The sequence below is a fragment of the Lutimaribacter degradans genome (assembly GCF_023703375.1).
Lineage (GTDB): Bacteria > Pseudomonadota > Alphaproteobacteria > Rhodobacterales > Rhodobacteraceae > Lutimaribacter > Lutimaribacter degradans.
This window is the reverse complement of the sequence record NZ_JAMQGO010000007.1, coordinates 103094-127811: the sequence shown is the minus strand read 5'-3', so window position 1 is coordinate 127811 and position 24718 is coordinate 103094. Positions and strand designations below refer to the sequence as shown.

At 63.9% G+C, this 24718-nt stretch carries 26 protein-coding genes; 17 read left to right on the top strand and 9 right to left on the bottom strand.

Annotated elements, in window-relative coordinates; all coding sequences use genetic code 11:
• Position 1: 1 nt before the first annotated feature.
• Entirely contained in the window at positions 2-601 is a 600-nt protein-coding gene (cobO, locus tag M8744_RS11905; RefSeq protein ID WP_251416751.1) for a cob(I)yrinic acid a,c-diamide adenosyltransferase, read from the top strand.
• Positions 602-681: 80 nt separating this feature from the next.
• On the opposite strand, the gene M8744_RS11900 is transcribed toward cobO, so the two are convergent.
• A complete protein-coding gene (locus M8744_RS11900) occupies positions 682-1275 on the bottom strand; it encodes a cysteine hydrolase family protein (protein WP_251416734.1) in 594 nt (197 codons plus the stop codon).
• A 108-nt stretch (positions 1276-1383) separates the two neighbouring features.
• Between M8744_RS11900 and M8744_RS11895 the strand changes: the two genes are divergently transcribed.
• On the top strand, positions 1384-2007 hold the full coding sequence (locus tag M8744_RS11895; RefSeq protein WP_251416731.1) for a 2-hydroxychromene-2-carboxylate isomerase: 624 nt from the start codon (positions 1384-1386) through the stop codon (positions 2005-2007).
• 95 nt (positions 2008-2102) lie between these two features.
• Here M8744_RS11895 and M8744_RS11890 read toward each other — a convergent pair whose 3' ends face one another.
• Positions 2103-2969, bottom strand: coding sequence for a branched-chain amino acid aminotransferase (locus M8744_RS11890; protein WP_251416729.1), 867 nt, complete (start codon positions 2967-2969; stop codon positions 2103-2105).
• 169 nt (positions 2970-3138) lie between these two features.
• Here M8744_RS11890 and M8744_RS11885 point away from each other — a divergent pair, with 169 nt between their 5' ends.
• The 6 genes from M8744_RS11885 (at position 3139) to dxs (ending at position 8418) form a co-directional block, all read left to right on the top strand.
• Entirely contained in the window at positions 3139-3636 is a 498-nt protein-coding gene (locus M8744_RS11885; RefSeq protein ID WP_251416715.1) for a MarR family winged helix-turn-helix transcriptional regulator, read from the top strand.
• Positions 3633-4346, top strand: a complete 714-nt coding sequence (locus tag M8744_RS11880) for a response regulator (RefSeq protein WP_251416696.1) — start codon at positions 3633-3635, stop codon at positions 4344-4346. Before M8744_RS11885 ends, M8744_RS11880 begins: the two co-directional genes overlap by 4 nt.
• Positions 4347-4427: 81 nt before the next feature.
• The gene (locus M8744_RS11875) at positions 4428-5357 is read left to right on the top strand and encodes a histone deacetylase family protein (RefSeq protein ID WP_251416681.1); all 930 of its coding nucleotides are present in this window, start codon (positions 4428-4430) and stop codon (positions 5355-5357) included.
• Positions 5354-5596 (top strand): exodeoxyribonuclease VII small subunit, encoded by a 243-nt coding sequence (locus tag M8744_RS11870; RefSeq protein ID WP_251416678.1) that lies wholly within the window; start codon positions 5354-5356, stop codon positions 5594-5596. Before M8744_RS11875 ends, M8744_RS11870 begins: the two co-directional genes overlap by 4 nt.
• A 3-nt stretch (positions 5597-5599) precedes the next feature.
• Positions 5600-6466, top strand: a complete 867-nt coding sequence (locus M8744_RS11865; protein ID WP_434481366.1) for a polyprenyl synthetase family protein — start codon at positions 5600-5602, stop codon at positions 6464-6466.
• A gap of 26 nt (positions 6467-6492) precedes the next feature.
• Positions 6493-8418, top strand: coding sequence for a 1-deoxy-D-xylulose-5-phosphate synthase (gene dxs, locus M8744_RS11860; RefSeq protein WP_251416662.1), 1926 nt, complete (start codon positions 6493-6495; stop codon positions 8416-8418).
• A gap of 15 nt (positions 8419-8433) precedes the next feature.
• Here the strand turns inward: dxs and M8744_RS11855 are convergent, their stop codons facing one another.
• Both M8744_RS11855 and M8744_RS11850 read right to left on the bottom strand, forming a co-directional pair.
• Entirely contained in the window at positions 8434-9027 is a 594-nt protein-coding gene (locus M8744_RS11855) for an exopolysaccharide biosynthesis protein (protein WP_251416645.1), read from the bottom strand.
• Positions 9027-9884 (bottom strand): SDR family oxidoreductase, encoded by an 858-nt coding sequence (locus tag M8744_RS11850; RefSeq protein WP_251416642.1) that lies wholly within the window; start codon positions 9882-9884, stop codon positions 9027-9029. The genes M8744_RS11855 and M8744_RS11850 overlap by 1 nt, the downstream gene beginning before the upstream one ends.
• A 106-nt stretch (positions 9885-9990) precedes the next feature.
• On the opposite strand from M8744_RS11850, the gene paaA reads away from it, so the two are divergent.
• From paaA to M8744_RS11825, 5 genes are all read left to right on the top strand, one after another.
• Complete coding sequence (gene paaA, locus M8744_RS11845; protein WP_251416639.1) at positions 9991-10974, top strand: 1,2-phenylacetyl-CoA epoxidase subunit PaaA; 984 nt, start codon at positions 9991-9993, stop codon at positions 10972-10974.
• Between the two features lie 120 nt (positions 10975-11094).
• The gene (paaB, locus tag M8744_RS11840) at positions 11095-11376 is read left to right on the top strand and encodes a 1,2-phenylacetyl-CoA epoxidase subunit PaaB (protein WP_251416636.1); all 282 of its coding nucleotides are present in this window, start codon (positions 11095-11097) and stop codon (positions 11374-11376) included.
• Entirely contained in the window at positions 11376-12125 is a 750-nt protein-coding gene (gene paaC / locus M8744_RS11835; protein WP_251416620.1) for a 1,2-phenylacetyl-CoA epoxidase subunit PaaC, read from the top strand. The genes paaB and paaC overlap by 1 nt, the downstream gene beginning before the upstream one ends.
• Positions 12122-12598: a 1,2-phenylacetyl-CoA epoxidase subunit PaaD gene (gene paaD, locus M8744_RS11830; RefSeq protein WP_251416591.1), complete on the top strand. Its 477-nt coding sequence runs from the start codon at positions 12122-12124 to the stop codon at positions 12596-12598. The genes paaC and paaD overlap by 4 nt, the downstream gene beginning before the upstream one ends.
• 8 nt (positions 12599-12606) lie before the next feature.
• Positions 12607-13650 carry a 2Fe-2S iron-sulfur cluster-binding protein gene (locus tag M8744_RS11825; protein WP_251416564.1) on the top strand — a complete coding sequence of 348 codons (1044 nt, stop codon included), beginning with the start codon at positions 12607-12609 and terminating at the stop codon, positions 13648-13650.
• A 68-nt stretch (positions 13651-13718) separates the two neighbouring features.
• Here the strand turns inward: M8744_RS11825 and M8744_RS11820 are convergent, their stop codons facing one another.
• From M8744_RS11820 to M8744_RS11810, 3 genes are all read right to left on the bottom strand, one after another.
• Complete coding sequence (locus M8744_RS11820; protein WP_251416561.1) at positions 13719-14444, bottom strand: metallophosphoesterase family protein; 726 nt, start codon at positions 14442-14444, stop codon at positions 13719-13721.
• A 158-nt stretch (positions 14445-14602) separates the two neighbouring features.
• Positions 14603-16198 carry a phosphoglycerate dehydrogenase gene (gene serA, locus M8744_RS11815; RefSeq protein WP_251416557.1) on the bottom strand — a complete coding sequence of 532 codons (1596 nt, stop codon included), beginning with the start codon at positions 16196-16198 and terminating at the stop codon, positions 14603-14605.
• Positions 16199-16284: 86 nt separating this feature from the next.
• On the bottom strand, positions 16285-17427 hold the full coding sequence (locus M8744_RS11810) for a phosphoserine transaminase (RefSeq protein WP_251416553.1): 1143 nt from the start codon (positions 17425-17427) through the stop codon (positions 16285-16287).
• Positions 17428-17655: 228 nt separating this feature from the next.
• Here M8744_RS11810 and serB point away from each other — a divergent pair, with 228 nt between their 5' ends.
• Positions 17656-18525, top strand: coding sequence for a phosphoserine phosphatase SerB (gene serB, locus M8744_RS11805; protein ID WP_251416550.1), 870 nt, complete (start codon positions 17656-17658; stop codon positions 18523-18525).
• Here serB and M8744_RS11800 read toward each other — a convergent pair whose 3' ends face one another.
• Positions 18526-19521: an asparaginase gene (locus tag M8744_RS11800; protein ID WP_251416545.1), complete on the bottom strand. Its 996-nt coding sequence runs from the start codon at positions 19519-19521 to the stop codon at positions 18526-18528.
• Positions 19522-19687: 166 nt separating this feature from the next.
• Here M8744_RS11800 and M8744_RS11795 point away from each other — a divergent pair, with 166 nt between their 5' ends.
• Both M8744_RS11795 and M8744_RS11790 read left to right on the top strand, forming a co-directional pair.
• Positions 19688-20215 (top strand): invasion associated locus B family protein, encoded by a 528-nt coding sequence (locus tag M8744_RS11795; protein WP_251416541.1) that lies wholly within the window; start codon positions 19688-19690, stop codon positions 20213-20215.
• Between the two features lie 340 nt (positions 20216-20555).
• Positions 20556-21734 carry an aminotransferase class I/II-fold pyridoxal phosphate-dependent enzyme gene (locus M8744_RS11790; RefSeq protein WP_251417111.1) on the top strand — a complete coding sequence of 393 codons (1179 nt, stop codon included), beginning with the start codon at positions 20556-20558 and terminating at the stop codon, positions 21732-21734.
• Here the strand turns inward: M8744_RS11790 and M8744_RS17890 are convergent.
• Positions 21731-21853: a hypothetical protein gene (locus M8744_RS17890; RefSeq protein ID WP_491624918.1), complete on the bottom strand. Its 123-nt coding sequence runs from the start codon at positions 21851-21853 to the stop codon at positions 21731-21733. The two genes, M8744_RS11790 and M8744_RS17890, sit on opposite strands and share 4 nt — an antisense overlap.
• On the opposite strand from M8744_RS17890, the gene M8744_RS11785 reads away from it, so the two are divergent.
• Positions 21810-24701, top strand: coding sequence for a DNA translocase FtsK (locus M8744_RS11785; RefSeq protein ID WP_491624917.1), 2892 nt, complete (start codon positions 21810-21812; stop codon positions 24699-24701). The genes M8744_RS17890 and M8744_RS11785 overlap by 44 nt on opposite strands.
• Positions 24702-24718 lie beyond the last annotated feature (17 nt).

Sequence of the window (24718 nt, the reverse complement as noted above, 5' to 3'; positions counted from 1 at the left end):
AATGAGCGAGAGCGAAAGCTACCAGTCGCGCATGAAAAAGGTGCAGGCGGCGCACCGCGAAAAGCAGCAGGAATTGCGCGACCCAGACAAGGGTCTGGTTCTGGTAAATACCGGAAATGGAAAGGGAAAATCATCATCTGCCTTTGGCGTGGCGATCCGGGCTCTGGGCTGGAAACAGCGTGTTGGCGTGGTGCAGTTCGTCAAGGGCACCTGGATCACCGGCGAGCGGCAATTCTTTGAGCGATTGGGCGGTGTCGACTGGTACATGATGGGGGAAGGGTTCACCTGGGACACGCAAGACCGCGGACGTGACCGCCGCGCCGCCGAGGCAGCCCTGGCCAAAGCCGCCGAGATGCTGGCAAGCGGCGACTATGATCTTGTTATCATGGATGAAATCAATATCTCGCTGCGCTATGAGCAGATCACACCGCAGGCCGTGATCGACGCGTTGGAGGCCCGTGACGCGCGCACGGGCGCCATCCTGACGGGGCGGGATGCGCCGGTCGAGATTTGCGATTATGCCGATCTCGTGTCAGTGATCGATGAGGTGAAACACCCCTATGCTGCGGGCATCAAGGCGCAACGCGGCGTCGATTTCTGACGCTCGCGTATATTTATACCTCTTGAAAATATCCAGAACGCGCGCGGTTTCACCAGGAAACCGCGCGGCGTTCTAGGCGCTCAATCCGGGATGTCACCGGCACGGGCAACCACGGCGAACCGATCGGCGAGCGCGGCCAGGGCAGCGCGGTGAATTTCGGCGGCGCTCAGCTCGGTTCCGGCCGTCGGATCGGGCAGGGCACGGGTCGCGGCGGCATCCATCACCACAGTGGGCATCGCGCCGTGATCGACCGCAGAGCGTGCGGTGGCCGACAGGCACATATGTGTCTGGAATCCGGCCAGTATGGGCTGCCGGTCGGGATGGGCGGCCAAGGCTTTTGCCAGCGTGGTGCCGGCATAGGAATTGGGCAAACCCTTGTCGATGATCGTTTCGCCCGGTTCGGGTGCCACGCTGTCATGGATCGCGCCACGCGGGGCGTCAGGGTCGAACGCGCCGCCCGCTTTGCCCTTGTGACGGATATGGATGACGGGCGTGCCCGCCTTGCGGGCGCGGGCCAGCAACCCGGCGGCGACCCGTTCGGCGTCTTCGACTCCGTCAAGCCGCAGGGGGCCGTCGAAATATTCGTTCTGGATGTCGATCAGCACCAGTACGCCCTGTGACAGGGGTGTGGGTTTCAGATCGGCACCGGAAAGTTGCAGCAGCGTTTTGGCCATTCGTTTCTTCCTTTTCTGATTGACCGGATGATGCAGCAAACTGGGCAGTCTTCAAGCGCCCTTGCGCGGTTTCGTGCTATGTTGCCCGCACTTGCAGGAAGAGGGAGCATGAAAGCGATGGAGTTCTGGTTCTCGGTTGGCAGTACATACAGCTACCTGTCCGTGATGCGATTATCGGAACTGGCCGAGGCGCGGGGGGGTTCGGTGGATTGGCGCCCCTTCAACGTGCGCGAGATCATGGTCGAGATGGACAATGTGCCCTTCGCCACGAAGCCCGCCAAAGCTGCCTATATGTGGCGCGATATCGAGCGCCGCGCCGCGGCCCACGGCTTGCCGGTCAAGGTTCCGGCGACCTATCCGCTGCCGCAATTCGAAGAGGTGAACCGCATTGCCACGCTGGCCCGGCAAGAGGGCTGGTGCGTGCCTTTCGTGCGCGAAAGTTACCGTTCATGGTTCCAGGACCGCGTTCCCGCCGGAACGCCCGAGTCGCTGGCGGCCATCCTGCCCGGCCTGGGGCAGGATGTTGCACGGGTGCAGGCGCGGGCCGATGAGCCGGCGATACATGCTGCGCTTGGGGCTGCAACGGATGAGGCCCGGGCACGCGGTATATTTGGCGCGCCGAGTTTCGTGGCGGCCGGGACCGAAATGTTCTGGGGCGATGACCGCCTTGAAGAGGCATTGGAGTGGCACACGACGCGTGGCGGAGCGCACGACGCGGCAGGACGGGGTTAACCCCGCCTTACGATACACTTGCGCGGTATACCTTTTGAACGCAAACGCCCCCGCAATTGCTTGCGAGGGCGGGCCAGGTCACGCCGCAAACCGGCTTAGCTGCGCACCAGTTTCTCGTACTCTTCGGCGATTTCGCGGGTCAGGGTGCCGACCTCGAAATTGTAGTCGCCGATTTGCCCGACCGGGGTGACCTCGGCCGCGGTGCCGGTCAGCCAGCACTGTTCGAACCCTTCCAGCTCTTCGGGCATGATGTGGCGCTCGACCACCTCGATGCCCTTTCGGGTCAGCATCTCGATCACTGTCTGGCGGGTGATGCCATTCAGGAACGCGTCGGGCGTGGGGGTATGCACCTTGCCATCCTTGACGAAGAAGATGTTGGCGCCCGTCGCCTCGGCCACGTAGCCGCGGTAATCCATCATCATCGCGTCCGAGCAGCCCTTGGCCTCGGCCGTGTGCTTCGACATCGTGGCGATCATGTAGAGGCCAGCCGCCTTGGCCTGGCTGGGCGCGGTGGCCGGGTCGGGGCGGCGCCACTTGGCGATATCCAGCTTGGCGCCCTTCATCTTGGCGTCGCCATAGTAATTGCCCCATGACCAGACGGCCACGGCCATGCGCACCGGGTTGCGGGCAGACGCGACGCCCATGTCTTCGCCCGCGCCGCGCCAGGCGAAGGCGCGCACATAGGCGTCTGTCAGTCCGTTAGCCTTGAGCGTCGCGTCTTTCGCGGCTTCGATTTCATCCACGCTATAGGGAATCTCAAAGTCGATCAGGCGGCCCGATTGCAGCAGGCGTTCGGAGTGTTCGCGGCTTTTGAAAATCTTGCCGCCGTAGCAGCGTTCGCCCTCGAATACGGAGCTGGCATAATGCAGCGCGTGGGTAAGCACATGTACGTTCGCCTTGCGCCAGTCCACCAACTGGCCGTCCAGCCAGATCTTGCCATCCCGATCGTCATAGCCTGCCATTTGCGCTCTCCTCGGCTTGATCTTTGCACATGTTGCGCCCAATACGTCCGATACGGTCATAAAGTTACGCAAAAACTGCGATTCGCTACCAAATGCGTCTTGGAAAGTCAACAAGGCTGACATAAACTGCACAGAAGACAGGCATAAGGCGAAAGCCAAAGGGGGGCATATGTCGGACCCGTCCACCGGAGAAAACCTGCTTTTCCTGACTGATGAGCAGTTGCGACAGGGGATCGAGGCGATGTTCTTTGCCTATCGCGGGTTCACCGCCGATCCTGACCGTATCCTGGCCGACATGGCCTATGGTCGGGCGCATCACCGCGCGATCCATTTCATCAACCGCGCACCGGGCACCACGGTAACCAACCTGTTGGCCATTCTGGGTGTTACAAAGCAATCGCTGAACCGTGTGTTGCGCACCCTGATCGAGGATGGTCTGGTCGAAAGCAGGGTGGGCCGCACCGACAAGCGCGAGCGCCACCTTTACCTGACCGATGCCGGAAAGGCGCTGGAGCAGCGTTTGTCGGATGCGCAACGGGCGCGGATGCGTGCGGCCTATCGCGTGGCCGGGCCGCAGGCGGTGGCCGGGTTTCGCCAAGTGCTGGAAGCGATGATGGACCCCGATATGCGCCGCCGGTACCAGGCACTGAAGGAGAGTGGCGCATGAACGACATAGAGGCCCATCTGCTGATCGTCGATGATGACGAACGGATCCGCAGCCTGCTGGCGAAGTTCCTGGTCAAGCACGGGTTTTTCGTGTCCGCGGCGCGTGACGCGGCCCATGCAAGGCGCCTGCTGGCGGGGCTCGATTTCGACATGATCGTGATGGACGTGATGATGCCGGGCGAGGATGGCGTCAGCCTGACCCGCGCGATCCGCGAAACCTCGGCCACGCCCATTCTGCTGCTGACCGCCAAGGGCGAAACCACAGACCGCATCGCCGGGCTGGAAGCGGGCGCTGACGATTACCTGGCCAAACCGTTCGAGCCGCGCGAATTGCTGCTGCGCATCAACGCGATCCTGCGCCGCGTGCCCGAGCCGGAAACGGATGCAACCATTCCCAAGGTGCTGCACCTGGGCGCTGTCCGTTATGATATCGAGCGGGGCGAGCTGTGGCGCGGCCACGAGCCGGTGCGCCTGACCGCCACCGAAAGCCAGCTGATGCGGATTTTCGCCGCGCAGCCCGGTGCGCCGATCAGCCGGGCCAAGCTGGTCGAGGACCTGGGCCGGGGTGGGGCCGCGGGTGGTGGCCATGCGCAGGAACGCGCGGTCGATGTGCAGATAACACGGCTGCGCCGCAAGCTGGAGCAAGACCCGAAACAGCCGCGCTATTTGCAGACGGTGCGCGGGGCGGGTTACATGCTGGCGCCGGATTGATCCTTGTCGCGACGGGGTTGCATGTCACGGTCGAGCGCTTTTGGCGGGAATTTACTTGGCAAGACGACTATAGGGGGGAGTATGGGAACCGCGCTTTATTGGCATGACGATTGCCTGGGCCACGTGACGCCGCCGGGCCACCCGGAACAGGTGGCGCGGCTGGAGCATGTGCGCGCCGCGCTGGCGGGGATGGGCGGGCTGGACCGGCGCGAGGCGCCGCTGGCCCAGGACGCGACGATCCTGCGTGGCCATCCGCAAAGCTACCTTGACAAGATCGTGGCGTCCGAGCCCGCCGCAGGCACGGTGCAACTGGATGACGACACGCATATGTCGCCCGGTTCGGTGGCGGCAGCGCGGCGCGCGCTGGGCGGGGCCGTGGCGGCGGTGGATGCCGTGATGGCGGGCGAGGTGACGAATGCCTTTGTCGCCACGCGCCCGCCCGGCCATCATGCCGAGCGCGAGACGCATATGGGCTTTTGCCTGTTCGGCAACGTCGCGCTGGCCGCGAAACACGCGATGGAGGTGCACGGGCTGACGCGCGTGGCGATCGTCGATTTCGACGTGCATCATGGCAACGGAACGCAGGATCTGCTGTGGGACGAGGGGCGGGCGCTGTTTTTCTCGTCGCACCAGAGCCCGCTTTGGCCGGGCACCGGCGCGCCCGATGAAAAGGGGGCGCATGACCAGGTCGTGAACCTGCCCCTGGCGCCGATGACGGGCGGGGCCGAGATGCGCGCGGTTTACGAGGAACAGGTGTTCCCGCGCATCGACACCTACAGGCCCGAGCTGCTGATGATCTCGGCCGGGTTCGACGCCCATCGCGCCGACCCGCTGGCCAACCTGAACTGGGAGGTCGCGGATTACGTGTGGCTGACCGAAAAGCTGTGCGATCTGGCCGCGAAACATTGCGGGGCGCGTGTGGTGTCGGCGCTGGAAGGCGGCTATGACCTGGAGGCGCTGGCGGAAAGCGCGGCCGCGCATGTCAAGGTATTGAAGGAGAAGGGCGCATGACCGAAAAACCCTTGGAAGAGATGAGTTTCGAAGAGGCGATGCGCGCCTTGGAAGAGGTGGTGGGCCAGTTGGAGCGCGGCGACGTGCCGCTGGAACAGTCGATCACCCTGTACGAACGCGGGGCCGAGTTGAAGAAGCGCTGCGAAGCCAAGCTGAAAGAGGCCGAGGAAAAGGTGGCCGCCATCACCCTTGACGGTGAGGGCAACCCCACCGGCACCACGCCCGTCGAAGGGATGTAAAGGGTGCTGGACCGGGTGCGCAGCGACGTGGCCGCGCAGGTGCAGGCGCATCTCGACGTGGCGATTGGCCAGTATGATGGCACCGTGGCCGAGGCGATGGGGTATGCCAGCCGGGGCGGCAAGCGCCTGCGCGCGCTGTTCGTGATGGAGGGCGCGCGCCTGCACGGGATCGCGCCCGATCATGCGGTCTGGCCCGCCACCGCGATCGAGGCGCTGCATGCCTACAGCCTGGTGCATGACGATTTGCCCTGCATGGACGATGACGACGAGCGCCGGGGCATGCCCACAGTGCATCGCCGGTGGGACGAGGCAACCGCCGTTCTGGCGGGGGATGCGTTGCAGACGCTGGCCTTTGAACTGGTCGCCGACCCGCGCGGCCACCCGGATGGCGCGGTGCGCGCCGACCTGGGGTTGAGCCTGGCGCGCGCTGCCGGTGCGGGCGGCATGGTGCGGGGCCAAGCGCTGGACATCGCCGCCGAAACCGCGCCCACCCCGCTGACGCTTGAGCAGATCACCGACCTGCAGGCCGGCAAGACCGGCGCCCTGATAACTTGGTCGGCCTGCGCCGGGCCGTTGATGGCGCGCGCCGACCAGAAGCCGTTGAAAACCTATGGCGATTGCATCGGGCTGGCCTTTCAGATCGCCGATGACGTGCTGGACGTGACGGGCGATCCCGAAAAGACCGGCAAGGCGGTGGGCAAGGATGCCGCCGCCGGCAAGGCCACCTTTGTTTCGCTGCTGGGGCTGGACGCGGCCAAACGCCGTGCGGCCGACCTGGTGACGGAAGCTTGCGATGCGCTAGCTGTTTACGCAGACGCGGCAGACAGCTTGCGGCATGCCGCGCGCTTCGTTATTGCCCGCGACAGCTGAGCCAACCCCCCGGGAGGGGAGCCGAGATGACAGACACGCCCGCCACACCGCTTCTCGATACGATCGGCGCGCCAGCCGACCTCAAACGCTTGTCGGATCGGCAATTGCGCCAGGTGGCCGATGAGTTGCGGGCCGAAACCATCGCCGCCGTCAGCGAAACCGGCGGTCATCTGGGCGCCGGGCTGGGCGTTGTCGAGTTGACCGTGGCGCTGCACGCGATTTTCGACACGCCACGCGACAAGCTGATCTGGGACGTTTCGCACCAATCGTACCCGCACAAGATCATCACCGGGCGGCGCGACCGCATTCGCACCATCCGGCAAAAGGGCGGGTTGAGCGGGTTCACCAAACGCTCGGAATCGCCCTATGATCCGTTCGGCGCGGCACATTCCAGCACCTCGATCAGCGCGGCGCTGGGCTTTGCCGTGGCGCGTGACCTGGGCGGCAGCATCGAGACGGGCCTGGGCGATGCGATCGCGGTGATCGGCGACGGCTCGATGAGCGCGGGCATGGCGTTCGAGGCGATGAACAACGCGGGCCACCTGAACAAGCGTTTGTTCGTCATCCTGAACGACAATGAAATGAGCATCGCGCCGCCCGTTGGGGCGCTGTCGTCTTACCTGAGCCGGCTTTACGCCGGGGAGCCGTTCCAGGAATTCAAATCCGCCGCCAAGGGCGCGGTCAGCCTGTTGCCCGAACCGTTCCGCGAAGGAGCCAAGCGGGCCAAGGACATGCTCAAGGGTATTGCCGTGGGCGGCACCCTGTTCGAGGCGTTGGGGTTTTCCTATGTCGGGCCGATCGACGGGCATGATTTCGACCAGTTGTTGCCGGTTTTGCGCACGGTCAAGGCGCGGGCGACCGGGCCGATGCTGATCCATGTTCTGACGAAAAAGGGCAAGGGATACGCCCCGGCCGAAAACGCCAGGGATGGTGGCCACGCGACCGCCAAGTTCGACCTGGCCACCGGCAAGCAGAAAAAGGCGCCCAGCAACGCGCCCAGCTATACCAGCGTGTTCGGCCGCACGTTGACGGCGCTTGCGGCCGAAGACCCGCGGATTTGCGCAGTGACGGCGGCCATGCCCGGTGGCACGGGGCTGGACCTGATGGCCGAGCGCTACCCCAGCCGCGTCTTCGACGTTGGCATTGCCGAGCAGCATGGCGTCACCTTTTCCGCCGCGCTGGCGGCGGGAGGGATGCGCCCGTTCTGCGCGATGTATTCGACGTTCCTGCAACGCGGGTATGACCAGGTGGTGCATGACGTGGCGATCCAGCGCCTGCCGGTGCGGTTCGCGATCGACCGTGCGGGGCTGGTGGGGGCCGATGGCGCCACCCATGCCGGGTCGTTCGATATTGCCTACCTGTCGAACCTGCCCGGTTTCGTCGTGATGGCCGCCGCCGACGAGGCCGAGCTGACGCATATGATTGCCACCGCTGCGGCCCATGACGAAGGGCCCATTGCCTTTCGCTATCCGCGTGGCGAAGGGTCGGGCGTGACGATGCCCGAACGCGGTGAACCCCTGGAAATCGGGCGCGGCCGCATGATCTGCGAGGGGTCGCGCGTGGCGATCCTGTCTTTCGGCACGCGGCTGGGCGAGGTGATGAAAGCCTGCGAGGCCCTTGGCGCGCGCGGCGTGTCGCCGACGGTGGCCGATGCCCGCTTTGCCAAGCCGTTGGACCGGGAACTTATCATGCGGTTGGCCCGCGATCACGAGGCGCTGATTACCATCGAAGAGGGCGCCGTGGGCGGGTTTGGTAGCCACGTGGCGCAATTGCTGGGCGACGAGGGCGTTTTCGACACCGGGTTGAAATTCCGCTCGATGGTGCTGCCCGATACCTTCATCGACCATGCCAGCCCCGCTGACATGTATGCCTCGGCGGGTCTGAGCGCCGAGGATATCGAGGCAAAGGTTCTGCAGGTTCTGGGCGTCGAGGTGATGGGGAAGCGGGCGTAATTCCAGGCGCCGCGCCTACCAGATCGCCCCCCAAACCTGGAACAGCGTCACCCCAAGCGCCCCCAGGAAGGCATAGCCCAGCACCACGAACAACCCGTCGCGCGTGACGAGACCGATGGACAGCAGAGATATGGCCGTGGCGCCGATGCTGGTCACCATCGGTAGCGGTTCGAGCAGCGGCCAGGGCAGGGCAGTGGCCATGATCGTCAGCACCACCAGCCATTTCAACGGTCTGTGCGTCAGGAAGGGCAGGCGGCGGCGGGTGCGGCGATCGACCCAGCCAAGCGGCTTGTGCAGAAAGTCGATGGCGCGTTCCACCCTGTCGCGGTCCAAAGAACGATCCAGCAGCATTGCCGGAAGCCAAAGGTGGTCGCGCCCCAAGAGGTATTGGCTGGTGGTCGTGACGATGATCAACATGCCCATCGTCGGCGCGCCGGGAATGGCTGACAGGGGCGAAACCAGAATAAGCCCGATCAGCAGGACCAGCCCGGAAAAGGACCGGTCTCCGACATGGCCGATGATCTGGCGGAGCGAAATATGCTCGTCGCCCTCGTCGGGGCGCAGCGCCTCGAGCAAGGCGCGCAGGCTGTCGGGGCCGGGGGCGGTCATCACGCGCGGTCCGACGCCAGGATGGCGGCCAGCCCCTCGCGGTAGGTGGGGTGGTGCAGGGTGATGCCCAGCTTGGTCTTGATGCGGTCGTTTCGCATGCGCTTGGATTCGGAATAAAAGCTGCGTGCCATGGGTGAAAGGTTCGCGGTATCGAAATCGACCGCCGGAGGCAGCGGCAGGTCCAGCAATTCGGCGGCGTGGGCGATCACGTCTTGCGACGGGGCGGGTTCGTCATCGCAGACATTGTAGATTGCGCCGGGGTCGGGCGCCGCCATGGACGCGGCCAGAACTTGCGCGATGTCGTCGACATGGATGCGCGAAAAGACCTGGCCGGGCTTGATGATGCGCCGGGCATTGCCCGCGCGCAGCCTGTCAAAGGCGCTGCGACCGGGACCGTAGATACCGGGCAGGCGAAAGACATGCAGCGGCAGGCCGGGGATGTCGGCCCAGCCGCGTTCGGCGGCAACCCGCGCCTTGCCCCGCGCGGTGCCGGGGGCCAGCGGCGTGGTTTCATCCACCCAGCCGCCCTGGTGATCGCCGTAGACCCCGGTAGTGGAAAGGTAGCCAGCCCAGTGCAGACGTGGCGCGGCTTGCGCGATGTCCTGCCTGAACTCGGCCAGGACAGGGTCTTTCCCCTCGGCGGGCGCGACCGAGGACATGATGTGAGTCGCACCCGCGATGATGGCGGCAATGTCGTCTTGTCCCCATAACAATGGCCGCACCCCCTGATCTTGTAGATCTTTGACTTTATTGGGGTTTCTCGTGGTTCCATAGATAGTCCAGCCCCGCGTCAGCAACAGCGGCGCCAGGGTTTGGGCCACGTATCCGTGGCCGAAAGAAAGCAGGGTTTTTTCCATGCGTGATAAATGGGTTAGAGGGCGGGCCGGGGCAAGTGTTACAAAAAACTCTTTGAGAAAGTGTTTTTGTAACTTATAACATGTGAAGCGACAGGAGGAGCCACGCATGTACAGCCAGGGCCTGATCGGTGCTGACGGACGCACCGCGGAAACACCGGAGTTTCTGGAAGCCTTCCAGCGGCGCGTCGACGCCGAGGAAAAGATCGAACCGAACGATCCGATGCCCGAGGGATATCGCCGCACGCTGGTGCGCCAGATTGGCCAGCACGCCCACTCGGAAATCGTGGGTATGCTGCCCGAGGGCAACTGGATCACCCGCGCGCCCAGCCTGCGCCGCAAGGCCGCGCTGCTGGCCAAGGTGCAGGACGAGGGTGGGCATGGGCTTTACCTGTATTCGGCCGCCGAAACCCTGGGTGTCAGCCGCGAGCAGATGACCGAGGAACTGCACTCGGGCAAGGCCAAGTATTCAAGCATCTTCAACTATCCCACGCTGACATGGGCCGATATCGGCATCATCGGCTGGCTGGTCGATGGTGCGGCGATCATGAACCAGATTCCGCTGTGCCGCTGCTCGTTCGGGCCCTATGCGCGCGCGATGATCCGCGTTTGCAAGGAAGAGAGCTTTCACCAGCGCCAAGGTTACGAGATCGTCATGACGCTGGCGCAGGGCACGCCCGAGCAAAAGGCTATGGCGCAGGACGCGCTGAACCGTTGGTGGTGGCCTTCGATCATGATGTTCGGCCCGCATGACGCCGACAGCCAGCACAGTGACCAGTCGATGGCGTGGAAGATCAAGCGTTTCACCAATGACGAACTGCGCCAGAAATTCATTGATGCCACCGTGCCGCAGGCGGAATACCTTGATCTGAAAATCCCCGATCCCGACCTGAAGTGGAACGAGGAAAAGGGTGGTTTCGATCATGGCACGATCGACTGGGACGAGTTCTGGCGCGTCGTGAAGGGGCACGGGCCAATGGCGCGTGACCGGGTCAAGGACCGCAAAGTGGCCTGGGACAACGGTGCCTGGGTGCGCGAGGCCGCGCTGGCACATGCCGAAAAGCGCCGCACGCGCAAGATGGCGGCAGAGTAACGCGGGCCGGCCGGGACGACGCTTGATGCCTTTGGCAACATCGCCCCGCCTACCGTCCCGCATTTTCGGGGTGCGCTCTCGACCCCCGGAACTTGTTCAGAAAGATGAAGGATCAGGGCCATGACAACGACACCTCTTTGGGAAGTGTTCATCCGCCCGCGCAACGGGTTGAGCCACAAGCACGTGGGCAGCATACATGCCGCCGACGAGGTTATGGCGGTGCAAGCCGCGCGCGATGTCTATACGCGGCGGGGCGAGGGGACTTCGATCTGGGTGGTGCGTTCGGCCGATATCGTGGCCAGCGACCCGGACCAGGCCGGTGAGAATTTCGAGCCGACCGCCGACAAGATTTATCGCCACCCGACATTCTACGAAATCCCCGAAGACGTGGGGCATATGTGATGTCGATCCACGAGGCACTTCTGGAACTGGCCGACGACCACCTGGTGCTAGGGCACCGGATCGGCGAATGGTGCGGCCACGCGCCGATGCTGGAAGAGGACCTTGCCATGCCGAACATGGCGCTGGACCTGATCGGATCGGCCCGCACGCTTTATGACCATGCCGGCAAGCTGGAAGGTAAGGGCCAGTCCGAGGACGACCTGGCCTATCTTCGCGGCGAACGGGAGTATCGCAACTGCCTGCTGGTGGAACGCCCGAACGAGGATTTCGCCCATACCATGCTGCGCAGCCTGTATTTCGCGGCCTTCATGCGCCCGTTCTGGCTGAAGACACTGGAAACAAGCGGCGATGAAACCGTGCGCGGCGTGGCCGGCAAGGCGGAAAAGGAAATGGCCTATCACATTCGGCACGCCGGTGAGTGGGTGATCCGCCTTGGTGACGGCACCGAGGAAAGCGCCGCACGGATGCGCGACGCAGTGGCGGCGCTGCATATATATACTGACGAGCTGTTCGAAAGCTCACCCGCCGCACACGAGGCCGAGGCCGCCGGCATGCTGCCGGTGCGCGCCGAGATGCGCGACGCCTGGGACGAGGTGATCGGCCAGGTTTTCGCCGAGGCGATGCTGGAAGCGCCCGATGTGCCCTACCCGCAGACCGGCGGGCGCAAGGGGCTGCATGGCGAGGGGCTGGGCCATCTGCTGGCCGAGATGCAATCGCTACATCGTGCCCATCCGGGGGCCACGTGGTGAGCGACGCTGCCCGCGCCTGGGATGCCGCGGCGGCGGTGCCCGACCCCGAGGTGCCTTGCGTCAACGTGGCCGAGCTGGGCATCCTGCGGGATGTACGGCTGGAGGATGGCGTGGCGGTGGCAAGGGTCACGCCCACGTATTCCGGCTGTCCGGCGACGCTGGCCATTGAACTGGCGATCGAGGCGGCGCTGCGCGATGCCGGGTTCGATGCGCGGATCGAGCGGGTGCTGACCCCGCCCTGGACGACCGACTGGATCACCGATACGGGGCGCGAAAAGTTGCGCGCCTACGGCATTGCCCCGCCGGAAGAAAGCGGCGGAAAGGCCACGCTTTTCGGTGCGGCGCAGGTGACCTGCCCGCGTTGTGGCAGCCGCGAGACCGAGCGGCTTTCGGAATTCGGCTCGACCGCGTGCAAGGCGCAGTACCGTTGCCTGAGCTGCCTTGAGCCATTCGACTATTTCAAATGCATCTGAGGGGGACGATGATGTTCCATGACCTGACAATTCGCGATGTGCGGCACGAGACGCCCGACGCGGTGTCCATCACCTTCGAAACTCCCGAGGGCGGTTTCGACTGGAAGCCGGGCCAATACCTGACGTTGCGCGCCGATGTCAGGGGCGAAGATGCGCGGCGGTCCTATTCCATCGCGTCGCTGCCGGGCCAGCCGCTTTGCGTGGGGGTAAAGAAGGTCGAGGGTGGTTTGTTTTCGCCCTTCTGCCAGGATCTGAAGCCCGGTGACAGCATCGCCGTTATGCCGCCGGAAGGGCGTTTCGTGACCCATGGCGAGAATAACCTAGTGCTGATCGCTGCCGGGTCTGGCATCACGCCGATGGTGTCTATCGCCGGGGAAGCGCTGGCGCGCGGGGCGCGGGTCACGCTGGTTTATGGCAACCGCAATTTCGAGTCGATCATGTTCCGCGACCAGCTTGATGCACTGAAAGACAGGTATGTCGACCGTTTCACGCTGATCCATGTTCTCAGCCGCGAGCCGCAGGATGTCGATCTGCTGAATGGGCGGATAACGGGTGAAAAGATCGCGGCACTTGGCCGTGCGGGCGCAATCGACCTGGACGGAGCCGACGGTGTTTTCCTGTGCGGGCCGGGCGACATGATCGACGATGTGACCGCCACGCTTGAAGGGCAGGGCGTGCCGCGTGAGCGTATCCATTTTGAACGGTTCTACCAGGATGGCGAGGCGCCGCGCGCGCCGCGGTCGGCCCAGGCGCAGGCCGCAGCCGAGGCGGGCGCCAGCGTCGAGGTGATCCTGGATGGCACACGCCGCCAATTCACGGTGAGCGCCGAGGATGACACTGTTCTGGATGCCGCCGCGCGGGTCGGGCTGGAGTTGCCGTATTCCTGCAAGGGGGGCATGTGCTGCACCTGCCGTTGCAAGGTGACGGATGGCAGCGCCGAGATGGCGGTGAACTATTCGCTTGAGCCGTGGGAGTTGGAGGCCGGGTTCACGCTGGCCTGCCAGACGCGCCCGACAAGTGACAAGCTGGTGCTGGATTTCGACGCGGCCTGACGTGCCATGCCTTCGACCTTTCAAGCGGGCTATGGCGGGCAGGGGTGAACCCGCTTCGTGTAGCCTTGCTACCCCAGCGCAACGCGGCCTTGGGCACCGAGTTCCCACACCTTGCCTGCCTCGAATACGGCGGCGGTGATGGGGCGGCCGTAGCCCGCGCCGCTGTCAAGGTTCACGCGGTTGCCGTGATGCTCGGCGCTTTGCACCGGCGTGTGCCCGTGCACGATCAGGGCGCCGTGGTCGCGCGGGTCATCGTGAAACTCTTGCCTGATCCACAGCAGGTCGGTTTCGGTCTGTGCATCCAGTGGCACGCCGGGGCGGATGCCGGCATGGGCAAAGAACAGGCCGCCGGCCCTGTGCGACAATTGCAGATGCCGCAGGAAGCGCTGATGCGCGTCGGGAACGGTTTCTCGCAGCTCGTCTGCAAGGTCGAACATGCGCCGGCCCGTGATTTCGGTCACGCCGTAAGAGGCCGCGGTTTCGCGCCCACCGATGCGTTCGTGCATCCAGTCGAACCCCACCAACAGATACGGGTCATGCACGGGCGGCGTGTTCAGGTACCATTCCATCAGCCGGTCGTGGTTGCCTTTGAGACAGGTCCAGTTCCGCCCCTCGGCCAGCCCCGAGGAGAGCAGGTCCAGAACACCGCGGCTGTCTGGTCCGCGGTCGATGTAGTCGCCCAGAAAGACGACCGGCGCCTCGGGGCCGCCATCCGCCTCGATCAGGGCAAGGGTGTCTTCCAGCATGCTGCGCTGGCCGTGAATATCGCCGATGGCGTAGATGGGTCGCGTCATGCCCCTTGGGGTAGCGCAACCGCGACGCAGGAGAAAGCGGCAATTGCGCCGAACGCCAAGGCCGGCGTCGTGGTGGTTGGGTTCGGGGCGTGCCGTGCACAAGAAAGGGCGCCACCCTGCGGGGTGACGCCCTGCCATGCATGCCCGAGGTACCGCGATCAGACCACGTCGAATTCCAGCGGCTTGATCTGGCGGAACAGCCCGGTTTCCTGCAACGCGTCAAGAACGGATGCGGAGGGTTCGCCATCGAGATAGAGCAACGCAATCGCTTCCCCGCCGGCGGCTGCCCGGCCCAGCGTGAAGTTTGCGATGTTCACGCCGTTCTCGCCCATGGTGCGGCCAAGCGCGCCGATAATGCCGGGCACGTCCTCGTTGGTGGTATAGAGCATGTGCGCCCCCACCTCGGCGTCGATGTTGATGCCCTTGATCTGGATAAAGCGTGGTTTGCCGTCGGAAAAAACGGTGCCCGCAACCGAGCGTTCGCGCTTTTCGGTGACGACGGTCACCTTGATGTACCCCTCAAACGCGCCGGACTTGTCCTGGTTTGTCGTGCTGATCTTGATACCACGCTCCTTGGCCACCACGGGTGCGCTGACCATGTTCACGTCGGGATTGACGCGTTTCATGATGCCTGCCACCACCGAGCAGTTCAGCGCCTCAAGATTCATGCTGGCCACGACGCCATCATAAAGGATGTTGATGGCCTTGATCGGCTCGTCCGTCATCTGGCCGATGAAGGCGCCCAGATGGCTGGCCAACTGCACCCAGGGGCCCATCACCTTGGCCTCTTCGGCGGTCATCGACGGCATGTTGAGAGCGTTTTCCACCGCACCATCCAACAGGTAGTTCGACATCTGCTCGGCCACTTGCAGGGCCACGTTTTCCTGCGCTTCCGTCGTGGCGGCGCCCAAATGCGGGGTGCAGACCACGTTGGGCAGGTTGAACAACGGGTTCTCGGTCGCCGGTTCCTCGGCGAACACGTCGAAACCCGCGCCGGCCACGTGGCCGGATTTCAGCAACTCGGCCAGGGCCTGTTCGTCGACAAGACCGCCACGGGCGCAGTTGATGATGCGCACGCCCTTCTTGGTCTTGGCCAGGTTCTCTGCCGAAAGGATGTTGCGGGTGTCATCGGTCAGCGGCACGTGCAGCGTGATGAAATCGGCACGCTTGAGCAGGTCTTCAAGCTCGACCTTTTCAACGCCCATCTTCTCGGCCTTTTCCTCGCCCAGGTAGGGGTCGTAGGCCACGACCTTCATTTTCAGGCCGCGCGCACGGTCACAGACGATGCCGCCGATATTGCCCGCGCCGATCACGCCCAGTGTCTTGCCGGTCAGTTCGACCCCCATGAAGCGCGACTTTTCCCATTTGCCCGCATGGGTCGAGGCGCTGGCCTCGGGGATCTGGCGCGCCACGGCGAACATCATCGCAATCGCGTGTTCGGCGGTGGTGATCATGTTGCCGAAGGGCGTGTTCATCACGATCACGCCCTTTTTCGAGGCCGCTTCCTTGTCGACGTTGTCGGTGCCGATACCGGCGCGGCCGATCACCTTGAGCCGGTCTGCCTTCTCCAGAAGGGTCGGTGTCACCTTGGTGGCCGAACGGATGGCAAGACCATCGTAATCGCCGATGATCTCGGCCAGTTTTTCCTTGTCCTTGCCCAGTTCGGGCATGAAATCCACGTCGATGCCACGATCACGAAAGATCTGAACGGCGGTTTCTGACAGTTTGTCGGATACGAGAACTCTGGGAGCCATGTGTCTGGTCCTTTGAATCTGTTAAGGGGAACGCTTGTCAGTGCTGCACGCCTTGCGGCGATGACCGGCCCTGATGAGCAGTATTCTTATTGCGCGTCGATTTCAGCGTGGAACGCCCAGTCGAGCCACGGGAGCATCGCGGCCACGTCGGTCGTTTCCACCGTTCCGCCGCACCAGATGCGCAGGCCCGCCGGTGCATCGCGATAGGCGCCCACGTCCAGCGCAACACCTTCGGACTCAAGCCGCTTGGCCACGGACTTGGCAAAGGCGGGTCCATCCTTGATGCGGTCATCGGTGAATTTCAGGCAGACGCTGGTGTTCGAGCGCGTGGCCGGGTCGTTGGCCAGGTTGTCGATCCAGTCGCGCGAATCGCAGAAATCCCAGATCGCCTGCGCATTGGCATCGGCGCGGCCCATCAGGCCCTTGAGCCCACCAACCGACCGCGCCCAATCAAGCGCGACAAGATAATCCTCGACCGCGAGCATGCTGGGCGTGTTGATCGTTTCACCGCGGAAAATACCGTCGATCAGCTTGCCGCCCTTGGTCAGGCGAAAGATCTTGGGCAGGGGCCAGGGGGGTGTATAGCTTTCCAGCCGTTCAACCGCGCGGGGCGACAGGATCAGCATGCCATGCGCCGCCTCGCCGCCCAGCACCTTTTGCCAACTGAAGGTGGTGACATCCAGCTTGTCCCAGGGCAGATCCTGGGCGAAGGCGGCGCTGGTCGCGTCGCAGATCGTCAGGCCCGCGCGATCTGCCGGGATGACGTCGCCCGATGGCACGCGCACGCCGCTGGTGGTGCCGTTCCAGGTGAATACCACGTCGGTGTCGTAATCGATCGCGCCCATGTCGACGATATCGCCGTAGTCGGCTGTCAGAACCTCGGCATCCAGTTTCAACTGCTTGACGGCATCCGTCACCCAGCCCGCGCCAAAGCTTTCCCAGGCGACCATGGTGGCCTTGCGTTCGCCCAAAAGCGACCACATCGCCATTTCGACCGCGCCGGTATCGGATGCGGGCACGATGCCGATCTTGTAGTCGGCCGGAATGCCCAGCAACTCTCGCGTGCCTTCGATCGCCGATTTCAGCTTGTCCTTGCCCACGGCGGCGCGGTGCGACCGGCCCAAGGCGGCGTCTGAAAGTTTGCCGAGTTCAAATGTGGGGATCTTGGCGCAGGGGCCAGAAGAAAAACGCGGATTTGCCGGCCGCGTTGCCGGTTTGGTCATAGCCATGATGTGCTACCCTTCCAGATAAGCGCCCCTCGTTGGGGAGGGGTGTCCCACGGACTGAAATACGGAGGGTGCCTTCTCATGGCAAGCGCAGAAATGACGCAGGCCCGGCGTTTCATGGGCGAAATGCGACAATCTGCGTTCCTATAGGAAACCGCGCGGTCGGGCTGGCGAAGCCTATCGGCTTGGCGCTATAGAGCCTGCGAAACGCAGAATGGAAAGGCCCGCCCGATGTTCACCTGCACCCTGATCGCCAAGCCCGGCACATTGGACCCTGCATTGGTCGAAAGCCTTCGCAACGCCTGGGGCGGGGGTGACGCGCTGTGGTTGTCGCCGGACGAGGCGGCCGAATTCTCGTTGGCCAACATGCCTGAAAATCGCTGGGCGGTTTGGCAGGATGTACAGAATCTGGCCACCGACCTGGTGATTCAGCCCAGCCAGGGGCGGCGCAAGAAAATGCTGCTGGCCGATATGGACAGCACCATGATCGAGCAGGAATGCATCGACGAGCTCGCCGACGAGGCCGGGGTGGGTGCGCATGTCAAGGATATCACGGCGCGCGCCATGAATGGCGAGCTGGATTTCGAAGGCGCGTTGACCGAGCGGGTCGCCCTGCTGCGCGGCCTGGATGCCGCCGTGATCGATCACGTGTTGAACACCCGCATCACCTATATGCCCGGCGGCGCCACGCTGTTGGCGACGATGAAGGCCAACGGTGCCCATGCGGCATTGGTGTCGGGCGGGTTCACGGCCTTTACCGCGCAGGTGGCTGCGCATCTGGGGTTCGATGAAAACCGTGCCAACACCCTGCTGATCGAGGATGGCCGCCTGACCGGCGAGGTGGTCCGCCCGATACTGGGGCGCGAGGCCAAGGTCGAGGCACTGGAGCAGATCAGCGCCCGGCTGGGGTTGGCCCCGCATGATGTGATCGCCGTGGGCGACGGGGCGAACGACCTTGGTATGCTGCACTTGGCCGGCGCGGGCGTGGCGCTGCACGCCAAGCCTTCGGTCGCGGCGCAATGCGACATGCGTGTGAACCACGCCGATCTGACGGCGCTATTGTTCCTGCAAGGTTACGCGCGGGCCGATTTCGTTGGCTGATCAGGCCAACGCCGCGGTTGGCTGCATCCGCCCCGTTTCCAACCCGTCCCAGTTGCGGATGGGCGCGTTCACGTAGCTCCGCGCGGCCGGGTGGGCCGGGTCAAGCAGCCCCAGCCGGATCAGGATCGCCCCGATGGCACATTCTGCCGCGCGGGTGCCGCCATCGGTGATCTTGAGTGCAACGCCCAGCTTTTTCTCTGGGATGATGGCGATGAAGAACGCCTCGGCCCCGGTTTTCAGCGCCACGCGCCCGTCGCAGGCACGCATGAGTTCGGTACAGGCGCGGCCCTCGCCGGCGACAAGTTCGGGATGGGCGATCATTGCATCGCGCAGGGCGGCGGCTGCGCTGGCCTGCGTGCTTGTGCCTTCGCGCGCGGCGGCGAAGCGGGCCATGGCGCGCGCCATGCCGTGCAGCGTGGTGGCGAAATTCGGCGCCGAACATCCGTCGACGCCGAAACCCGGCGTGGGTTCGCCGGTGATTTCTTCATGCGCCTCTTTGACGGCCTTTTGAACCGGGTGATCGGGGTCGACGTAATCGGGCCCCGCGCCCAGATGATCGGCCAGCGTGAGAAAGCCGGCGTGTTTGCCCGAGCAGTTGTTGTGAATCCGGCAAGGGCTTTCGCCCGCCCGGATCAGCGCGTCGCGCAGGGCGATATCGCGCGGCTCCTGAGGGCCGCAGCGAAAGTCATCATCGGTCTTGCCAAGATCATCCAGCCAGGCACGTACCGCGTCTACGTGAATCGCTGCGGCATTGTGCGACGCACAGGCTAGCGCCAATTGGCGTGACCCCAGCCCACGCGCCGCCGCAGCCCCGCTGGTGACCAGCGGCAGCGCCTGGATCATTTTCGACGACGAGCGCGGCAGAACCACCGCTTCCGGATTGCCCCATGCCTGCACGATCTGGCCGGTGTCATCGCAGATCACCGCGTGGCCGCGATGCATGCTTTCAAGAAACGGGCCGCGCCAGAGTTCGACCATATCAACCGCGTCAGGCATCTTTGGGTTCCTTCACGTCTGTGCGAAAATTCGCCAATGGCCCTTTCGTGGGTGGCGGATTTCACGTTAATATCGCAATGTCGAGCGCGATTGGTGCCGTAATAGCAAAGCGAAAACAAGCGGCATCGCGGAATTGAGGCTTAACGAACAGCTGGAGGCTGGTCACATGGTATCACGGTTTGCGAAGGGTCTGGCCTGCGCCGCATTGGTGTTGGCAGGGTCTGGCGCATGGGCGCAGGAAACGAGCGACAACCAGGTTGCCGCCAAAACCGATTGGAGCGTGTTCGAAGACACCGAACCCAAGGAATGCTGGGCCGTCTCTTCGCCCAAGGAAACGGTGAACACCCGTGATGGGCGCGTCGTTTCGGTGCGCCGGGGCGAGATTCTTTTGATGGCTTATTATCGCCCCTCTGCCGATGTGTCCGGACAGATCGGTTTCACCGGCGGCTATCCGTTTGCCAGCGGGTCCACGGTGAACCTGAATGTCGACGGCACCGAGTTCGAGCTGTTCACCGAGGGAGAGTGGGCCTGGCCCGCCTCGACCGCGGATGACAGCAAGATCATCACCGCGATGAAGCGGGGCGCAAGCGCGATTCTGACTGCGCGGTCCAGCCGGGGCACCACGACGAAAGACACCTTCTCGTTGCTGGGTTTTACCGCCGCGCTGGAAGAGGCCGAAAGCCGCTGCCAGTAACGGATCTGTTCTGAATCATTCGCCAGCGCCCGACCCAGTTCGGGCGCTTTTTGCGTGTCGGGAATGCCGCGCCCGCGCCTCCAGCATCGATGCTGATCGCCGGACCGGGTGCATCATCTGAAAAGCGCGCGAAATCTCTGCAAGATTTCCGGCGTGCCAGATGCCGATGCGCGGCCGATGCCAGTGGGCCTTGGCACTTGTCGGTTCGGAACGTCAGGGGCTGTCTGAAATGCCACAACCCCCGGATTGTGCGCTCGTTTTTCTGGACGCACCCGCAGCCATTCTGTAACGTGACATCAAACAGGGGCGCAAAAGACCCCACACTTTGAGGCAGTCACAAATGTTTCCCGAGCGGTTTTCGAACCTACCGGCCTACGCGTTTCCGCGCCTGCGCGCGTTGCTTGACCCGCATCCTGCGGGCGGGGCGGTGCGTCACATGACGATTGGTGAACCGAAACACGCTTTCCCTGCCTGGATCGCCGACATCCTGGCGCGTGAAATTGCAGGATTCGGCCAATACCCCCCGAATGACGGCACACCCGAACTTCGCGCCGCGATCAGTGATTGGCTACATCGTCGCTATGGTGTGCGGCCTGACCCGGAAACTCAGGTCATGGCGCTGAATGGCACGCGTGAGGGGCTTTATAACGCCTGCATGGCGCTGGTGCCCGAGGAAAAGGCAGGCCAAAAGCCGGCCATCCTGATGCCCAACCCGTTTTACCAAGTCTACATGATCGGTGCGATTTCGGTGCAGGCCGACCCGGTATTCGTGCCAGCCACGCGCGAGGGCGGTTTCCTGCCCGATTACACGAGTTTGCCGCCTGACCTGCTGAACCGAGTGGCGGCGGCTTACATCTGTTCGCCCGCCAATCCGCAGGGGGCCGTGGCCAGTCGTGCTTATTGGGCCGAACTGATCGGCTTGGCCGAAAAATACGATTTCCAGGTGTTCGCCGACGAATGTTACAGCGAAATCTACCGTGGTGATCCGCCCGTGGGCGCGTTGGAAGTGGCCGCCGAGCTGGGCGCGCATCCCGACCGCGTGGTGGTATTCCACTCGCTGTCGAAACGCTCGAACCTGCCGGGGCTGCGTTCAGGTTTCGTGGCGGGGGGTGCGGAAAGCATCGCGCGGGTAAAGCAGCTGCGCGCCTATTCCGGCGCCCCCTTGCCGCTGCCGCTGCAGCGCGTGGCCGAAGCGGTCTGGGCCGATGAGGCGCATGTGCATGAAAACCGCGCGCTTTACCGCGAGAAATACGTGGCTGCCGACGAGATTTTCGGGGGTATGAACAGTTACCAGGGCCCCGAGGCCGGGTTTTTCCTTTGGCTGCCGGTCGAGGACGGCGAAACAGCCGCCCTGAAATCCTGGACCGAGACGGGCGTGCGCGTTCTGCCTGGCGCTTATCTCAGCCGGGACACGGAACAGGGCAACCCGGGCAAGGGCTATATTCGTGTGGCGATGGTGGCCCCGATGGACGAGCTGCGCGACGGGCTGATTGCCCTGCGCGATTGTATTTACGGCTAAGAACAAGAACCGCAAAGGACGAGGCGAGGCATGGCATACCAGACACGGGGGCGAGACCCGCTTTTTGACAGCAACATGGCCGAGGCGATTGAAAAGCGTGGCAAGGAACTCTTGGGGATCGCCCTGATGGTTCTGGCCGCCGCCGCTGCCGCCATGGTCATAAGCTATCACCCCGATGACCCTTCGTTCCTGTCGGCCACGGATCAACCCGTGCAAAACTGGTTGGGCCGCTTCGGCGCGTCGATCGCCGCCCCCTTGTTCATGATCGTCGGCTGGGCGGCCTGGGGGCTGCCGGTGGTTCTGGGTGCCTGGGGTTTGCGCCTGGTCTTGCACCGCGGGGCCGAGCGGGCGGTCGGTCGTTTGATTTTCGGGCCGATCTGGATCGCCGTTCTGTCGCTCTATGCCGCGTCGCTGACGCCCGGGGCGGCTTGGTTGCAGGCACATTCTTTTGGCCTTGGGGGTCTTTTCGGCGATACGGTGATGGGATCGGTGCTGAACATCCTGCCCGTTGATGCCGTTTTCGGGCTGAAAGCCCTTTCGCTGGCGCTTGCCGTGGTGCTTGTGCTTTTGGGCGCGTTTGTCCTGGGCTTTACCCGTCTTGAATTGCGCGCCGTTGTGCGTTTCCTGCTGGTGGGCCTTGTGGTTATCTATGCCGGGTTTATGCGCTTGATGGGGTATGGTGCCAGGGGCACCATGCATGTTGCGCAGGGGGTGCAGGCCCGCGCCGCCGAACGCCGTGCCGAACGCGCCCAGGCGCAGCAAGAGGCTTGGGCGGCCGAGGAATGGGCCGCTTCCCACACAGCGTCGGTACCTCCCGCGCCCCGGGTGCGGCGTGCCGATCCTGTCATTGACGACCACGCCCCCGAACAGGACGCATATCCCGAGGAACCGCAGCGCGGTGGCCTGTTTGCAAGGATGCCATCGCTGATCCGGCGCGACCCGATGCCCGAGCCCGAACTTGTCATGCAAGAAACTGCGTTGGATGACACCGATATCGATATGCCCGGCGATGACCGGATCAAGGCCAAGATTGCCGATGTGATAAAAAGCCGGGCCCGCGTCGGCCCCGCCGTGGCCGCAGCCGCACCGCTGACCAAGGGGCGTGGCCGTGGGCCCGACCCGCTGCTGTTGAACACCGACCGGCGCGCGCCAGACGGGTTGCCGCCCGAACCGCCGCTGACTGCCGCACACGCTGCGCCCGACCCTGAGTCACGGTCCGAACCGGCCATTGAGTCCTATTCCGAGGCGCCGCAGCCTGCACCCGCAGCCTATGAGCAGACGCCGCAACCCGATGGCTTGCCGTTGACGGACACGCCGCCGCGCAAGATGCAGATCCCCGTGCCCGAACCGCGCAAGGTGGTGCAGCACCCGCCGCGCAAGCCGGTGCAGCCCTCGGTTCGCGCCCGTGCCGAGGCCCAGCCGACGCTGCCGCTGGAAGACCGTGCCGACCAGGCCTACGACCTTCCGCCCCTGTCGCTGCTGGAAAGCCCCGAAAACGTGCAGCGCCTGCACCTCTCGGACGAGGCGCTGGAAGAAAACGCCCGGATGCTGGAGACCGTTCTGGATGATTACGGCGTCAAGGGCGAGATCGTAAGCGTGCGCCCCGGCCCGGTTGTCACGATGTACGAGCTTGAACCCGCGCCGGGCCTCAAGGCCAGCCGGGTGATCGGCTTGGCCGACGATATCGCGCGCTCGATGTCGGCGCTATCGGCCCGCGTCAGCACGGTGCCGGGCCGTAGCGTGATCGGGATCGAACTGCCCAATGACCACCGCGAGATGGTGAATTTCCGCGAGGTTCTTTCCAGCCGCGATTACGGTGATGGCACGCAAAAGCTGCCGTTGGCCTTGGGCAAGGACATTGGCGGCGACCCCGTGGTGGCCAATCTTGCCAAGATGCCCCACCTGCTGATCGCGGGCACCACGGGTTCAGGCAAATCCGTGGCGATCAACACCATGATCCTGAGCCTGCTTTACAAGCTGACACCGGATGAATGCCGCCTGATCATGATTGACCCCAAGATGCTGGAACTGTCGGTCTATGATGGCATCCCGCATCTTCTGTCGCCGGTTGTCACCGACCCCAAGAAGGCGGTCGTGGCCCTGAAATGGGTCGTGGGCGAGATGGAAGAACGGTATCGCAAGATGTCGAAGATGGGCGTGCGCAATATCGATGGCTACAACAGCCGCGTGGCCGACGCGCTGGCCAAGGGCGAGATGTTCAGTCGCACGGTTCAAACCGGGTTCGACGATGAAACCGGCGAACCCGTGTTCGAGACCGAGGAATTCGCCCCCGAGAAGATGCCCTATATCGTTGTGATCGTCGACGAGATGGCCGACCTGATGATGGTTGCCGGCAAAGAGATCGAGGCCTGCATCCAGCGGCTTGCGCAGATGGCGCGGGCCAGTGGCATTCACCTGATCATGGCCACGCAGCGCCCATCGGTCGATGTGATCACGGGCACGATCAAGGCGAACTTTCCCACCCGGATTTCGTTCCAGGTGACGTCGAAAATCGACAGCCGCACCATCCTGGGTGAACAGGGCGCTGAGCAACTGCTGGGCCAGGGTGACATGTTGTACATGGCGGGAGGGGCCAAGATCATGCGCTGCCACGCGCCCTTCGTTTCCGACGAAGAGGTGGAAGAAATCGTGAACCACCTCAAATCCTACGGACCGCCTGAATATGTGGGGGGCGTGGTGGAAGGCCCCGATGACGAAAAGGCCGACAATATCGATGCGGTGCTGGGCCTGAATACCGGCGGCAACACAACCGGCGAGGACGCCCTGTATGATCAGGCCGTGGCGATTGCGATCAAGGATCGCAAATGCTCCACCTCCTACGTTCAGCGCAAGCTGGGGATCGGGTACAACAAGGCGGCGCGCCTAGTGGAACAGATGGAAGACGAAGGTATCGTGAGCGCCGCCAACCACGTGGGCAAGCGCGAGATTCTGGTGCCCGAGCAATAATTCGCCGTGATGCGCCC